This is a genomic window from Rheinheimera sp. ATLC3, from assembly GCF_059429535.1.
In genome coordinates, this window is the sequence record NZ_CM182103.1 from 652,112 (window position 1) to 667,776 (window position 15,665).

Consider the following 15,665-nt stretch of genomic DNA (forward strand, 5'->3'; position numbering starts at 1 on the left):
ACAGGTCAAGATGAAAAAAGCCCACCTTAAAGGCGGGCTTTGGCTCTCAGTTAAACATCTTATTAACTCTAAACATCTTATTTAAAGCCATTAAGCATCTTATTAACTACAAACATCAACAGCTAAACGCCTAGCGATACGCTTCCGGGCTTGGGCATGAACAGATCAGGTTACGATCGCCGTATACGTCATCGATACGGGTTACCGTTGGCCAGAATTTGTTTTCTGCAACAAACTTTGCCGGGAAAGCGGCGTACTGACGCTCGTAAGCACGATCCCATGCCGGGTCGAAGATATCTTCCATCGTATGAGGGGCATACGCCAGCGGGTTGTTATCTACCGTCCACTCACCAGCTTCAACTTTGCCGATTTCAGCGCGGATGGTGGTCATGGCTTCGATAAACTTATCCAGCTCAGCTTTGCTTTCAGATTCAGTCGGCTCAATCATCAGCGTGCCGGCAACCGGGAAGCTCATGGTGGGTGAGTGATAACCAAAGTCCATTAAACGCTTGGCGATATCCATTTCGGTAATGCCGCTGGCTTCTTTTAACGGGCGGATGTCGATAATACATTCGTGCGCAACCCGGCCATTGGTGCCACGGTATAGTACCGGGAACAGCGGGTCGAGTTTTTTCGCCATGTAGTTTGCGTTCAGGATGGCGTATTCAGTAGCTTGTTTTAAGCCTTCACCGCCCATCATGGCAATGTACATCCAACTGATTGGCAAAATACCAGCACTGCCAAACGGTGCGGCAGATACGGCGCCGTTATCGCTGCCGGTACCGTCGATACTAACCACAGTGTGGTTAGGCAAGAACGGGGCTAAATGGCTTTTCACGCCGATTGGGCCCATGCCCGGGCCGCCACCGCCGTGTGGAATACAGAAGGTTTTGTGCAGGTTTAAGTGCGATACGTCTGAGCCGATAAAGCCAGGAGCAGTTAAGCCTACCTGAGCATTCATGTTGGCGCCGTCCATATACACCTGGCCGCCGTAGCTGTGAATAATGTCGCACAGCTCACGGATACTTTCTTCAAACACACCGTGGGTAGATGGGTAAGTTACCATGATGGCGGCTAAACGATCGCCGACTTCGGCTGCTTTGGCTTTTAAATCGTTCATGTCGATATTGCCGCGCTTGTCACACTCAACCAATACCACGTCGTAGCTGGTCATCGCAGCAGTGGCCGGGTTAGTACCGTGCGCTGATACCGGAATTAAACAGATATTGCGGTGACCTTCGCCACGGCTTTCATGGTACTTACGAATTGCCACCATACCGGCATACTCACCCTGTGCACCTGAGTTAGGCTGCATAGAGATATTGTCGTAACCGGTGATATTCACCAGCCAGTTGCCAAGCTCGGTGATCATCTCGTAGTAACCTTCAGCCTGATCGCGTGGCACGAACGGGTGCAAGGAGCCAAATTCCGGCCAGGTTACCGGGATCATCTCGGCTGTGGCGTTTAGCTTCATGGTGCATGAACCTAACGAAATCATCGAGTGGTTCAGTGACAAGTCTTTGTTTTCCAGCTTTTTGATATAACGCAGCATCTCAGTCTCACTGTGATACTGGTTAAATACCGGGTGGCCCAATACGCTGTCGTTACGCAGTAAATCAGCCGGAATCGACTTGCTGCCCTCTGCAACAATGTTGTTGTCCAGCTGCTCAACGCTTAAGCCGTGGTTTGCACCCAGTACGATATCAAACAACTCGGCAATATCGCTGCTACTGGTGGCTTCGTTAAAGCTCACCGCTAAGCTGTCTGCTACGTCGGTACGCAGGTTTACACCTGCTGCCAGCGCGCGGCTGATAACACCAGCGCGGTCTGCAACTTTAAAGGTAATGGTATCGAACCAATGGGCATTAACAATGCTAACGGCTTTAGCTTTTAAACCGGCGGCAAAAATATCGGTACTGCGGTGAATACGCTGGGCGATATTTTTAAGCCCCTGTGGGCCATGATATACCGCATAGAATGAGGCCATATTAGCCAGCAGAACCTGTGCCGTACAAATGTTAGAGTTGGCTTTTTCGCGGCGGATATGCTGCTCGCGGGTTTGCATTGCCATACGCAGCGCCTGATTACCACGGCGGTCTTTTGATACGCCGATAATACGGCCCGGCATAGAACGCTTGTACGCGTCGCGGGTAGCAAAAAATGCTGCATGCGGGCCGCCGTACGCCATAGGTACACCAAAACGCTGGGCGCTGCCTAACACCACATCAGCCCCTAACTGGCCTGGTGCTTTCAACAACATCAGCGCCATTGGGTCTGTTGCCACTGCAACAATCGCCTTTTTCGCTTGTAACTGGGCAATCAGCTCGCTGTCATTACGTACATCGCCGTTGGTCGCCGGATACTGGATCAGAGCGCCAAACACATCCTGGTTTACAGCATCAGCAGCTTTACCTACCACTACGTCAAAACCAAACATTTCAGCACGGGTTTTCACCACGTCGACAGTTTGCGGGTGCACGTCGTCGCTAATAAAGTACAGGTTAGACTTGCTCTTTGTCACGCGCTTGGCCAGTGCCATTGCTTCGGCAGCGGCTGTTGCTTCATCCAGCAAAGAAGCGCTGGCCAGTTCCATGCCGGTTAAGTCCAGCGTCAGTTGCTGGAAGTTCAGCAGTGATTCCAGACGGCCTTGCGCAATTTCCGGCTGGTAAGGTGTATAAGCCGTGTACCAGCCCGGGTTTTCCAGCACATTACGCAGGATCACATTCGGCGTTAACGTCGGGTGATAGCCCATACCAATGTAAGACTTGAACATCTTGTTCTTGCTGGCAGCCTGCTTTAGCTTTGCCAGTGCATCGGCTTCAGTCATTGCCGGGCCGGTCGCCAACGGGGTTTTCAACCGGATATCAGCCGGTACGGTTTGAGCGATCAGCGCTTCAACGCTGTCTACACCCAGCTCGCTTAACATGGCAGCGGTTTCTGCTGCGTCCGGGCCGATATGGCGCTGAATAAATTCGTCGTGGTTCGCAAGTTGCGACAGGGTTTTCACAGCGGAGTTGGTCATGCCTGGAATGTCCTGGTAATGGTTTTGGTTGTTACTAAAGTTAAGCCCCGTGGCTTTTAGTATTTGGCACGGGGCTTAAATGGCGTACTGCGCTTTATTTACTCGTCAATCGAGTTTTTATAGCCTTCTGCATCTAGCAGCGCTGACAGCTCAGCGTCGTCAGATACTTTAATTTTAAACATCCAGCCATCTTCGTACGGGCTGCTGTTTACCAGCTCTGGTGAATCAGCCAGCGCATCGTTAACTTCTACTATTTCGCCAGACAGCGGTGCATAGATATCAGATGCAGCTTTAACCGACTCAGCTACTGCGCAGTCATCGCCCTGCGTCACGCTGTCGCCGACTTCCGGTAACTCAACAAACACCATATCGCCTAACAGGCCCTGCGCGTGTTCAGTGATACCTACAGTGTAAATACCGTTACCGTCGTCACGTGCCCACTCGTGGCTGCTGGCATATTTTAAACCTTTAGGAATTGAGCTCATTGTTTAATCCTTAGCTGGTATTTTTAATTAATCTAGTTAGTGCTTAATAGTGACAGTTTAGATGACTTTTTTACCCATGCGCACAAACGCAGGTTTAACCACTTTTACCGGCACCATCTTACCGCGAATATCAACTTCTGCCGTGTCGCCTGCCGTAGCCGGCACCCGAGCCATCGCAATACTAAAGCCTAGCGTTGGCGAAAACGTGCCAGAGGTAATTTCGCCCTCGCCGCCTTCTACTACTACGCGCTGGCCATGACGCAACACACCCTTAGCTTCCATCACCAGGCCAACCAGTTTGTGGGTGCCTTGCGTTTTATGCTGCTCAAGCGCTTTGCGGCCGATAAAATTACGCTCTTCCGGTGCCCAGGCAATAGTCCAGCCCATATTAGCCGCCAGTGGCGATACGGTTTCATCCATATCCTGGCCATATAAATTCATACCGGCTTCCAGGCGCAACGTATCGCGGGCGCCTAAACCTGCCGGTGCCACACCGGCTTCCAGCAGTTTTTGCCAGAAATCTGCGGCCTGCTCATTTGGCAGCGCAATTTCATAGCCATCTTCACCGGTGTAACCTGTGGTCGCGATAAATAAATTACCGGCCTGAGTGCCAAAAAATGGCTTCATGCCCGCTACAGCGGCTTGCTGCTCCGGCGTTAATAAAGTAGCAACTTTAGCTTTTGCATTCGGGCCCTGTACCGCGATCATCGCAAACTCAGGGCGCTCGGTTACGCTAACGTCAAAGGCTTTCGCCTGGGCATTGATGTGTGCTAAGTCTTTTTCGCGGGTGGCGGAGTTCACCACCAGACGGAAGAAATCTTCCTGCAGGAAATACACAATTAAATCATCAATTACGCCGCCGGCTTCGTTTAGCATGCCGCTGTAAAGTGCTTTGCCCGGCGTGGTTAATTTAGCCACATCGTTAGCCAGTAAATAGCGTAAGAATTCGCGGGTACGGCTGCCGTGTAAATCAACAATTGTCATGTGAGAAACGTCAAACATGCCAGCGTCGCGACGCACAGCGTGATGTTCTTCAATTTGAGAGCCGTAATTGATGGGCATATCCCAGCCGAAGAAGTCGACCATTTTGGCACCGGCTTCGAGGTGTTTGCCATGTAACGCAGTTTGATTAGCCATTGTTATGTCCTGCTTATAGTAAGGCCCGCTTACGTTTTATTAAACGCGACTGCCGGACAATAGTAATATCCATACAGTTAAAGCGGATAAAAAGGCGACCGGATTATAACGCAAGCATGTGACGGCAAACAGCCCCTGATTAATTAGTTTTTGTAATGCGACAGTTGCTATTACTAAAAAAACTAACTCAGGCGCGCTGCTGGGTTTTTAGCAATGGCTGAGCGAGTTTAGGCAAGTCGCCATTATTACCAAGGGCTGCAGCGATGATCTTACTTTTAAGCCACGGGATCTGATTTACGCCATTCATACCAACAGCTCTTACCAGCTTAAGTAACGGTTGTTTATTACTGAAACCCCGCTTAAAAGCTTCCATTGCAGCAATCAGTGTCTGTGCTTCAGCCTTGCGCCAGCGCTCATAGCGCCGCAGCAGACGGGTTTCGCTAAAGTCCTGATTATCGGCGACAGCCTCACTGATTAGTTCTGCTAATGAAGCTACGTCCATCAGGCCTAAATTCATCCCCTGCCCGGCCAGCGGATGTATGCTGTGTGCGGCGTCAGCCACCAGTACAGCACGACCACTGGCCCAATCGCTGGCATAACGCATTTTAAGCGCAAATGCTTGTGGCTGTGTTTGCCGGGCCAAAACACCAAGTACACTGTTGCTGGCAGCAGTCAGCGCCTGATTAAACGCCGTTTCGTCCATGCCCAAAAGCTCTGCAGCACGCTCGGGGTTGCAACTCCAGACAATAGAGCACAGCTGTGGATCCGGCAGTGGCAACAGCGCCAGCGGTCCGGTTGGTAAAAATACCTGTCGCGCCGTTGCCTGGTGCGGTAATTGAGTGCGGATTGTTGCCACTATTGCCTGATGTTCATAATCCCAGTGCGCCAGTGGCAGCTGCATTTGCCGGCGTACCATTGAATTCACGCCATCGGCGCCGACTAACAGGCGGCTTAATAACAACTGTTGCTGATTAATATTGATCAGCACATCACGTTCACTTTGCACCATACTGTTGATAGTGCAGTTAAATAACAGTTCGACATTACTATGCTGTTGTAGCTGCTTATACAGCGCCACGCGGATTTGCTCGTTGTCACAAATCCAGCCCAGCTGAGCTAACCGCTCTTGCTCTGCACTAAACGTAATACTGCCAAAACTGTCTGCATCCCACACTTGCATCTGATCATACATAGCAGCAGTTGCCGCTATTGCCGGCCAGGCGCCGACATGCTCAAGCACCCGCTTTGATGCCAGATTAAGCGCACTGACACGTTGATGCGTAACCTGCTGCTGTGTCGGCGCGTCTCCCCGTTCCAGCACAGTAATTTTCAGGCCCGCCGGTGCCAGTAACAGCGCCAGTGTCAGCCCGGCGCTACCCGCGCCAACAATCGTAATATCGTTATTGTGCATTTAACTGCGATACCCCATAGCCTGTTCGGCCAAAGGCCGCTTTAATTCATCACATAACGTCATGGCCAGTAAACCAGCATTGCGGGCCAGTGCTAAGGTGCGGGAACGGTTGGAAAACAGTCGTACCAGGGCATCGGTAGCGGTACTCACTACTGCGATATCACGCTGTCTTGCCTGCTGATAGCACTTTAACATGGCGTAGCCACCTATATCTGAAGGTGTTGCGGTTATCTGAGTCACCAGTTCGGCAATGTCGCGCATAGCCAGGTTAAAACCCTGCCCGGCTATCGGATGCACACTGTGCAAACTGTTACCCAGCAACGCCACACGGTGGCGTACTACATCAGTACTCAGGCGTAAACTCAGTGGGTAGCATGCCCGTTTACCGGCAGTGCTGAATATACCGGCACGATAACCAAAAGCCTGCTGAATATGCGCAGTAAAAGCGGCATCATCCAGTTGCAATACCTGCTGTACCATCTCATCTGCAACCGTATACACCAGTGAATACCGCTTGCCTGGTAACGGTAGTAAAGCTATCGGGCCATGCTCGGTAAAACGCTCCCAGGCGGTATGCTGATGGTTTTGTGGTAGCGCCAGGTTGGCAATAACAGCATGCTGCTGATACGGCTTTTCTGCTGTGTTAAATCCAGCCAAGGTTCGGCTGGCAGATAAGCCTCCTTCGGCAATGACCAACAGTTTACAAGCCAGCTGACGCCCGTCAGACAATTGAATATTCTGCTGCTCCCGTTGCGGCGTAATCTCGCTTATCGTGGCGGGTGCGAAGCGGCTAAGGCCGCCCTGGCCAGTAAGTTTGTCGCTTAGGACAGCACCAAGGTGCTCTACTTCAAGCACATACCCCAGAGCATCCTGTTGGTATTCCTGCGCCGTCAGTCGGGTTTTACCAAAATGACCGCGATCAGAAACGTTGATAGTTTCAATGGCACAGGCATGTTTTTCAAGCTGTTGCCACAAGCCCCACTGACGCAACAAATCAACACTGGCTGCTGCTAAAGCAATGCTTCGGCTGTCAAAGCTTACGCTACTTACCTGCTCTTGCTGCTGTTCAACAATAGCAAGTTTCAGATCAGGCTTTGCCTGTAACAGTGCATGGGCCAGTGTACTGCCAGCCATACCCCCACCGGCGATAATCAGGTCAAATAATTCAGTGGTCTTGTCTTTCATTAATGTAACGTCTTGTTACTAACCGTTTTGGCACTGAATTTCTGCCCCACCTCGGTGTAGCAGGCCAGTACCATAATGCGGATATGTTCCAGCACCAGAAAATATGCTTCGTCGTTTTCTTCCGCGCTGCCATCATCAGTGGTGTGAATATCTATCCGGGTCACTTCCGTCAACTGATCCAGTGCTTCGCGTACATCATCAGATACCAGCGATAAATCTGTTTGCTGCACAGCAAAACCGACTAAAAATGCCTGGGTCCACTCCACCATTGCATCCAGCCGCTCCGGCAGGCTGTCATCGTCGCTTGGTAGCAACATACTGAAGCTAAAGTCATTTTTGGCCAGCTCTTTCGCCGTCTGCTCAATTAAGCTGACAACATGCTGCTTAACCTCCTGGTTAAGTTCCTGGCCATCATTAAGAAAATCCTGCAACACCGGCAGCAGCAGTTTAGGTTCAGGCTCGACACCGGCACTGAGTAACCCGGCAACCAAACCGTGAACTTCAGCGGCAGACGCCATAACATAAGCCTGATCCAGCTTGTACATCCACTCATCGTATGTCAGTAAAAATGGGCTGCTCATATAACTATTCGTGCTGTTGTTAACTGCCTTTATGCTACCACTGCTGCTTCAAAGCGCCAACTTTCCTGCCACAGTTTTAGCAACGGCATAAAGTGTAAACAAAAGTTGCTGCAAAACCATGCAACTAGCACCAATGCAGGCAAAACTGCGATGAATTACCTTATAAGGTGATGGTAGCAGTGTTATACTCAGCTCAGTTCTCTGGGTTGTTGGTGATCAGGTGGATGTCCCTGAGCCGATAATTGTTTTTACCAAGGGATTCTTCTGCACCACCAGTGTGCAAGCCCGGCCCGTACCGGGAAGCCTGAGGTGGTCATCTGACTCCCGCCTTGAACCTATGGTTCAAGGGCTAACACCAGACACGGCAATCTGGAGAACCCCTTTCATTCTGTTGCCATTGAGGCATACTGCAACTATGCATCTGTAAATGTGTTTCACCGCCGTGCCCGATAATCAAAACCAGCGTCTGCAATTACGCAAACTTATCCGCCAAAGGCGCCAGCAGCTTAGCCCTGAACAGCAACAACAGGCTGCCAGTAATTTAGTCAGCCAGGCTTTAGCCTTACCAGCGCTTAGCAGCAGCCAGCATATTGCTTTATATCTGGCCAACGATAGCGAGCTGGACACTTTCCCACTAATACAAACACTGTGGCAGCAGGGTAAACAACTGTACCTGCCAGTACTGCACCCTTTTGCCGCCGGCTACCTGCTGTTTGTGCGCTATGACCAAGACACATTGCTGTACCCTAACCGCTTTGGCATTCCCGAGCCGTTAGCAGAATGCCACCGGCTGCTGCCGGTGGACCAGCTGGATATTATTTTTTCGCCTTTAGTGGCGTTTGATCTAAAAGGTAATCGCCTTGGCATGGGTGGCGGTTTTTACGATCGCACTTTGTCACAGCTACCAGCAAAAAGCCTAAGTCAGGTTATCGGACTGGCGCATAGCTGCCAGCAGGTTGATGCAGTACCGACCGATAGCTGGGATGTGCCGCTACAGCGGATTATTACGCCGGCAAAACATTGGGTGTTTAGCTGAAACTCAGCGCTTAGGTTTTAAAAATCCGGCCACAATACCCGCTCTGGCTCGCCACAGCAACTCGCCTTACTGCCTACGGCAGGGCTCAGACACTCTGTGACGACCAGATCGGGTTTCTGGCCTCCTTCTTTGGCCGGCGCAGACGAACCGCAACATCGGCAAAAACTGTTTTCGCCTTTTTCCGTTTTTACCCTTTTGTCAGCAGGGTCTTTCGATATAATATCCATCTGTATGGCTAAATGACTGCGGACCTGTAATGACCCAAGATGAAATGAAAAAAAATGCTGCCTGGGCAGCGCTGGAGTATATTCCCCGCCACACTGTGGTTGGCGTTGGCACCGGCTCAACGGTGAATCATTTTATCGATGCACTGGCCAGTATTAAAACCGAGATAAAAGGCGCAGTATCAAGCTCGGAGCAGTCAACCATCAGGCTAAAAGCGCTTGGCATAGCGGTGCTGGACCTTAATGACATCGACAGTTTCAGCGTATATGTGGATGGTGCCGACGAAATTAACGCACAAAAGCATATGATTAAAGGCGGCGGTGCGGCGCTGACACGCGAGAAAATAGTCGCGGCCGTGGCAGAAAAGTTTATTTGCATTGTGGATAGCACTAAACAGGTTGGGGTACTGGGTAAATTTCCTCTGCCGGTAGAAGTTATTCCGATGGCAGCGAGCCATGTTGCAAGGCAACTGAGTAAATTAGGCGGTAAGCCGGTATTACGCCAGGGCGTGACCACCGATAATGGTAATGTGATCTTAGATGTACATCAGCTTGCCATTACCGACCCTTTTCAGCTTGAGCAACAAATAAATAATATCGTTGGTGTGGTGTGTAACGGCATTTTTGCCCACCGCGCCGCTGATATGGTACTGGTTGGTACTGCCAGCGGTACCCAGGTTATCCGCTAACAGCGGGTTAAGAGGCCCACGAAAATACAATAATAATAACGATATCAATCTGATTTTATTTTAATTTACTGAAGAGAAGTGACATGGAAAAATTTTCGCTGGCCAAAGACAAAATCAAAATACTGCTGCTGGAAGGCTTGCACCAGAGTGCGGTGCAAACCTTTAAAAACCAGGGCTATAGCAATATCGAATATTTGAAAACGTCGCTGCCGGAAGATGAGCTGATTGAGCGGATCAAGGACGCGCATTTTATCGGTATCCGCTCACGCACCCAGTTAACCGAAAAAGTACTGGATGCCGCCGGTAAGCTAGTCGCCGTTGGCTGTTTTTGCATCGGTACTAATCAGGTTGATTTAACCGCAGCGTTAAAACGCGCCATTCCGGTGTTCAATGCGCCGTTTTCCAACACCCGTTCGGTTGCTGAGCTGGTACTGGGGCAAATTATTATGTTGCTGCGCGGTATTCCACAACGTAACGCTGCGGCACATCGCGGTGAATGGCAAAAAACAGCCAATAACTCTTTTGAAGCCCGCGGCAAAACACTGGGTATTATCGGTTACGGCCATATCGGCACTCAGCTTAGTATCATGGCCGAGAATATCGGCATGCGGGTACAGTTTTATGATATCGAAGACAAACTGGTGTTGGGTAACGCAACCCAGGTAGATTTCGGTACCCTGCTGAAAACCTCTGATGTGATAAGCCTGCATGTGCCCGAGACGCCACAAACGCAAAATATGATTGGCGAAGCTGAACTGGCACTGATGAAACAAGGCAGCATTCTAATAAATGCCTCACGCGGTACCGTGGTAGATATCGATGCCCTGACCGGCGCGTTACAAAGCAATAAACTGTCAGGCGCGGCAATAGATGTGTTCCCGGTAGAGCCTAAAGGCAATGATGAAGAGTTTATCTCGCCGCTGCGTGCCTTTGATAACGTGATCCTGACACCGCATATTGGCGGTTCAACTCAGGAAGCGCAGGAAAATATCGGCTTTGAAGTGGCCGGCAAACTGGTGAAATACAGTGACAACGGTTCAACACTGTCGGCGGTTAATTTCCCGGAAGTATCCCTGCCTGAGCACAAAGGCCGTTCACGCTTGCTGCATATCCACAAGAACCAGCCAGGCGTACTGACCAAAATTAACGATGCATTTGCCAAGCACAACATCAACATTGCCGGTCAGTACCTGCAAACCAATGCTGATATTGGCTATGTGGTCATTGATATCGACTCAGACGATGTCGAGCAGGCACTGAATGAGCTAAGAGCCATACCCGGTACGCTGCGCGCCCGCGTACTGCACTAAGCATCGCCTGCAGATAATAAAAAAGCCCGCGTTGCGGGCTTTTTGTCAATCGCTTTAGAACCACAATGTTCACACTGACACGCCGTGAACCCATCCATGGGGGCTCGTTTCCGCCCGTCCAGGGCTCCAACGGTCAGTTTAGAACATTCTGGTTCTTAGTCAGTTAATCTTCCTGCATTTCGTTAATCAGCGTCTCGGCCAGTTCATCCGGCAGTACCACTACGCCCGGGCCATCGGTATCCGGCAACACCGCAATTGCCAGCTCGTCGCCATTTAAGCCAGATGTCCATTTATCAAGCCAGGTGTCTACGTCAACCGCCTGTGCTGTACAGTGTGACCATTCGCCCTCTATCCACTGCTCTGCCAGTTCTGCATGTGGCCATACCGGAATGCAACGCTCATCTTCAGCGCTTACCAGTACAAAACCTTCGTCATCTGTCAGGATCCAGATTTTTTCTAAATCGGCCACAGCCTGAATAAAGTAAGCGTAACGCTGTTCTGCATCTAACGCAGTGATACGGTTTAATTCTTCAGCAGTGAGTTTGTATTCCATGGTAGCTTCCCGTTATTCAGTCTTAATTGCGCTAATGATGACGGATCCGCAGCACTTTTACCAATAATTATTCGGCAAATACTGCTACGCTAAACCACAGTAACAGCGCATAACGCAATGCTTTTCCGGTTGTGACCAGCAGTAAAAACAGCGTGAAACGCACTTTCAGTACGCCAGCGACCAGTGTCAGCGGGTCACCAATTATTGGCAGCCAGGACAATAACAAGCTCCAGACACCGAAACGCTGAAACTGCCGCCGGGCTTTTTCCAGTGCACCAGGCGAAACCGGAAACCAGCGTTTATGCTGCAACTGTGCTATACGTGTTCCCAGATACCAGTTAACACAAGCGCCTAAAGTGTTGCCGCAGGTAGCGGCAATAAACAAGCCCCAAGCGGTATAGCCTTTCGCCTGTAAGGTTAATAATAACGCCTCACTGGAGGCCGGAAATAATGTAGCGGCGATAAAGCCGCTGACAAAGAGTAAAAGATAGGCCGACACCGCTTACGCCAAAAGCGCCTGTATTATCAGCCGGATCCAGATAGCCCATAGCACGGCGCAGCTGATTAAGAACACATTAAAGCGTAGCCGCACTTTATTGCTGCCGGTATGAATAACGGTATGAGCAATGCGCAGCAGCACATAGAGACACCCTAAAACCACGTAAGCCAGATCAGCCAGTCCCAATTGCAATGTAAACAGCACGCTGAACATATACAGCATCGGCATTTGGAACTGATTGTCGAAGTTGCGGCTGGTGGCGATAACCTGCTCGTTCGCACCGGTCAGGTTCATGGTTTTAAAAGCAGAAATGCTGATTTCTTTATTTTTAGCAGAGCGGATCCGCCGACGCCCCATCAATACCATCACAACACTGGTTAGCAGCACCTGTACAAATACCGGTATAAGTATAAATTTTTCCATTATCAGCTCCTTATTCAACCCGGCGAAGCTTAAAGCAGTGCAGCAAAAGATGCCAGCGTCTTAATTTTGTCATATCCGGCCTTTATATTTTGCCTTGTGATGTTGTTATACTGCGTCGTCTTTATTATCAGGTGACGCCATGGCGCAATTATATTTTTACTACTCGGCAATGAATGCCGGTAAATCGACCTCTTTGCTGCAAAGTGCTTATAACTATCAGGAAAGAGGCATGACAGTGGCCATTTATACCGCAGCGCTGGATAACCGGTTTGGTATAGGTAAAGTCAGCTCGCGTATTGGTCTGGCAATGGATGCACATATATTTGACCCCGGTTTTGATTTTGTTGCTCATATTACACAGCTCAAAACACAAGGCCGGTTAGACTGTGTACTGATTGACGAAGCGCAGTTTTTATCTAAAGCGCAGGTACGACAGCTGACCGATGTGGTGGATGAATTACGAGTGCCGGTGCTGGCATTTGGCCTGCGCACTGATTTTCTCGGTGAAACCTTTGGCGGCAGCGAAGCGCTATTGGCCTGGGCCGATAAACTGATAGAGCTGAAAACCATTTGTCATTGCGGCCGTAAAGCGAACTTTGTCGTCAGGTTGGATGAAAATGGCCAGGCTGCAACGGCTGGCTCACAAGTACAGATCGGCGGCAACGAAAGTTATGTATCAATGTGCCGTGCGCATTTTAAAGCGCTGGTATGGCAGGACAAACAAACGGAGTAGCTTATGAAAATTCTCTATGGCGTGCAGGCAACCGGTAATGGGCATATCAGCAGAGCGCGCGCTATGGGGAAGTATCTGGCGACCGCTGGCGTGCAAACAGATTACCTGTTTTCCGGCCGGCCGGCGGATCAACTGTTTGATATGCAGCAGTTTGGCCAGTATCAGGTCAAGCGCGGGTTAACCTTTGTCACCCAATCCGGTAAGGTCAACTACTGGCAAACCTTCTGGCAGGCATCCATCCGAACGCTGCAACAGGATATCAAAGCACTGGATTTAAGCAGCTATGACCTGGTGCTGACCGATTTTGAACCCATCACTGCACATGCCGCCCGGTTGCAACAAAAACGCAGTATCGCATTTGGTCATCAGTATGCCTTTTTGCACAGTATACCAATGGAGCACGCCACTCCCATGACCCGGCTGGTGTTTAAACACTTTGCTCCGGCGCAATATCAGCTTGGCCTGCACTGGCATCATTTTAACCAGCCAATATTGCCACCTATTATCGATGAAGAACCCTTTGATATTGCGCTTAACAAACAACAGGTACTGGTCTATCTGCCGTTTGAAGATCAAAGCCAGGTCGTCAATATGTTAAAGCCCCTTACCGACTATCAGTTCAGTGTATATGGCCCGGGCCTTAGCAAGGCCACACTGGGGCATATCAACACGCACCCACTGGCACTGAAACCCTTTAAAGCCGATTTAGCCAGCTGCAGCTTTGTGCTGAGTAATGCCGGTTTTGAACTGATAAGCGAAGCGCTGCAACTGAAAAAACGTATCATGGTAAAACCGCTGCAAGGCCAGATGGAACAGCAATCTAATGCCCTCGCCTTACAACAATTGCACCTGGCTGCACGCGCTGACACGCTAAACAGCAGTATTGTGGCCAGCTGGCTTGGCAGCCAGAGTGAGCAAAAGTTTGTGCAGTATCCTAATGTTGCTAAAGCCATCTGCGACTGGCTGCTGGTAGACACGCCGACAGATGTGGCCGCTTTAAGTAAACAGTTGTGGCAATAAGTACCCGCTAAGCCCGGGTACGTATTAACTGCCAAAGCTGCTGACGGGTGCTGCGGGCAAACAGTAAAAAGAAAAATGATGCATAGGCATAAGAAATCAGCGTAGCCCAGGCTGCCCCTACTATGCCCATCTTGGGTATTAACCAAAAGTTAAGCCCTACATTCAGCACTGCCCCCACGCTGTGGCTAAGCAGTGAAAGAGGCTCCTGCTCGGTGATCAGTAAATGCTGGCTGATAAGGTAACGCACAAACACAAAACAGCCGGCCCAGATATGAATACGCAGCACATCCACCGCCGCGGCAAAATCCTGACCGAACAGTAAACTGATAATCCACGGTGAGGTAAGCGACATCACTACAGCAATCGCTACTGCAGCACTGAAAAACATCAAAGCATAGCGGCGCAATTTTAAATAATACGGCGTCCAGCCCTGCTGATGCGCTTTAATCATGTCAGGGTAATAACGCGCAGCCAATGTTGCCGGAAACACATACCAAAGTTCAGATAAACGACTGGCGGCGGCATAAATACCGGCCTGCTCGGTGCCTGCCATAGCGCCCAGCATCACGATATCAATTTTCAGGTAAATAACCGACACTATGCCCGACAGCCATAACCAGGATGAGCGTTTCAGCAGTAACTTGGCATGTTGCCAGCTAAAATGCCCGGGATGATATCCCGGCCAGCGTGATTCCCCGTCTTTATAAGGCTGATGTTTCTGGCGGTATAGAAAGTACTGCGCCAGGCCGACAACCAGAAACTCAATACCGGTAAGCAGTAATAAACTGGCTATACCAAAGCCCCGGTACAGTAAGGTCAGCTTAACCACAAAGCTAACCAGCGAAATAATAGATTTGGCATAGGCCGGGCTTCTAAACGTGCCCTGATAATTCAGATAAAACTCAAACAATAAAAAGCCAAAAAAAGCCTGCAGTAAAAACAGAGTAGGTATAGCAATGGCCGTATTACCGGCAAACATATCCGGATATAGAAAATAAAATGCCAGCAGCATAACGCCGCCACCGACAATTCCCAGCAGTAGCCTTAATGTCACCGCACTGTACAACATGGTCATCGCCGCATGGCCGTTGTCATGTTTAACCATCTGGCGCACTACAATGTTGTTTAGCCCAAGGCTGGTAATAGGCACTAAAAAAGCGCTCCAGGCCATAACAATAGAATAAATACCTAACTCACTGGCGCCCAGCATACGGGCAACAAATACCGTTAATATGGCGCCAGAAGCCAGCTTCACCAGCTTGTCACCCAGCATAGCGGTAGCACGTGCATACAGTAGTTTCTTAATCAATTTCAACACTGACCTTTTATCGTAATTCCGTAGCAAAACAGGGTAAGC

The 15,665-nt window shown here is 50.0% G+C and carries 15 protein-coding genes and 1 other RNA gene; 6 read left to right on the forward strand and 10 right to left on the reverse strand.

What is annotated here, in order from left to right; translation table 11 throughout:
- Positions 1-130: 130 nt before the first annotated feature.
- From gcvP to AC5SV9_RS03080, 6 genes are all read right to left on the reverse strand, one after another.
- Positions 131-3,022, reverse strand: coding sequence for an aminomethyl-transferring glycine dehydrogenase (gene gcvP, locus AC5SV9_RS03055; protein ID WP_475152860.1), 2,892 nt, complete (start codon positions 3,020-3,022; stop codon positions 131-133).
- 98 nt (positions 3,023-3,120) lie between these two features.
- Entirely contained in the window at positions 3,121-3,507 is a 387-nt protein-coding gene (gcvH, locus tag AC5SV9_RS03060) for a glycine cleavage system protein GcvH (RefSeq protein WP_134053978.1), read from the reverse strand.
- Between the two features lie 57 nt (positions 3,508-3,564).
- Positions 3,565-4,644, reverse strand: coding sequence for a glycine cleavage system aminomethyltransferase GcvT (gene gcvT, locus AC5SV9_RS03065; RefSeq protein ID WP_475152858.1), 1,080 nt, complete (start codon positions 4,642-4,644; stop codon positions 3,565-3,567).
- Between the two features lie 187 nt (positions 4,645-4,831).
- A complete protein-coding gene (locus tag AC5SV9_RS03070; protein WP_475152855.1) occupies positions 4,832-6,055 on the reverse strand; it encodes an FAD-dependent oxidoreductase in 1,224 nt (407 codons plus the stop codon).
- Complete coding sequence (gene ubiH / locus AC5SV9_RS03075; protein WP_475152854.1) at positions 6,056-7,240, reverse strand: 2-octaprenyl-6-methoxyphenyl hydroxylase; 1,185 nt, start codon at positions 7,238-7,240, stop codon at positions 6,056-6,058.
- A complete protein-coding gene (locus AC5SV9_RS03080; protein WP_475152852.1) occupies positions 7,240-7,821 on the reverse strand; it encodes a UPF0149 family protein in 582 nt (193 codons plus the stop codon). The genes ubiH and AC5SV9_RS03080 overlap by 1 nt, the downstream gene beginning before the upstream one ends.
- A gap of 195 nt (positions 7,822-8,016) precedes the next feature.
- Between AC5SV9_RS03080 and ssrS the strand changes: the two genes are divergently transcribed.
- The 4 genes from ssrS to serA all read left to right on the forward strand — a co-directional run bounded on the left by ssrS (position 8,017) and on the right by serA (position 11,080).
- A non-coding RNA gene (gene ssrS, locus AC5SV9_RS03085) (6S RNA) lies at positions 8,017-8,201 on the forward strand.
- Between the two features lie 47 nt (positions 8,202-8,248).
- A complete protein-coding gene (locus tag AC5SV9_RS03090; RefSeq protein WP_475152849.1) occupies positions 8,249-8,857 on the forward strand; it encodes a 5-formyltetrahydrofolate cyclo-ligase in 609 nt (202 codons plus the stop codon).
- 256 nt (positions 8,858-9,113) lie between these two features.
- Positions 9,114-9,770, forward strand: a complete 657-nt coding sequence (gene rpiA / locus AC5SV9_RS03095) for a ribose-5-phosphate isomerase RpiA (protein WP_475152848.1) — start codon at positions 9,114-9,116, stop codon at positions 9,768-9,770.
- Positions 9,771-9,853: 83 nt separating this feature from the next.
- Positions 9,854-11,080 (forward strand): phosphoglycerate dehydrogenase, encoded by a 1,227-nt coding sequence (serA, locus tag AC5SV9_RS03100; RefSeq protein ID WP_475152845.1) that lies wholly within the window; start codon positions 9,854-9,856, stop codon positions 11,078-11,080.
- 163 nt (positions 11,081-11,243) lie between these two features.
- On the opposite strand, the gene AC5SV9_RS03105 is transcribed toward serA, so the two are convergent.
- From AC5SV9_RS03105 to AC5SV9_RS03115, 3 genes are all read right to left on the reverse strand, one after another.
- Entirely contained in the window at positions 11,244-11,633 is a 390-nt protein-coding gene (locus tag AC5SV9_RS03105; protein WP_475152844.1) for a DUF2750 domain-containing protein, read from the reverse strand.
- A 67-nt stretch (positions 11,634-11,700) separates the two neighbouring features.
- The gene (locus tag AC5SV9_RS03110; protein ID WP_475152843.1) at positions 11,701-12,132 is read right to left on the reverse strand and encodes a YqaA family protein; all 432 of its coding nucleotides are present in this window, start codon (positions 12,130-12,132) and stop codon (positions 11,701-11,703) included.
- Positions 12,133-12,135: 3 nt separating this feature from the next.
- A complete protein-coding gene (locus AC5SV9_RS03115) occupies positions 12,136-12,555 on the reverse strand; it encodes an MAPEG family protein (protein ID WP_475152840.1) in 420 nt (139 codons plus the stop codon).
- A gap of 139 nt (positions 12,556-12,694) precedes the next feature.
- On the opposite strand from AC5SV9_RS03115, the gene AC5SV9_RS03120 reads away from it, so the two are divergent.
- Together AC5SV9_RS03120 and AC5SV9_RS03125 are read left to right on the forward strand one after the other, a co-directional pair.
- Entirely contained in the window at positions 12,695-13,288 is a 594-nt protein-coding gene (locus AC5SV9_RS03120) for a thymidine kinase (protein WP_475152838.1), read from the forward strand.
- Between the two features lie 3 nt (positions 13,289-13,291).
- Complete coding sequence (locus AC5SV9_RS03125) at positions 13,292-14,308, forward strand: MJ1255/VC2487 family glycosyltransferase (protein WP_475152837.1); 1,017 nt, start codon at positions 13,292-13,294, stop codon at positions 14,306-14,308.
- A 7-nt stretch (positions 14,309-14,315) separates the two neighbouring features.
- Here AC5SV9_RS03125 and AC5SV9_RS03130 read toward each other — a convergent pair whose 3' ends face one another.
- Entirely contained in the window at positions 14,316-15,626 is a 1,311-nt protein-coding gene (locus AC5SV9_RS03130; RefSeq protein ID WP_475152836.1) for a flippase, read from the reverse strand.
- Positions 15,627-15,665 lie beyond the last annotated feature (39 nt).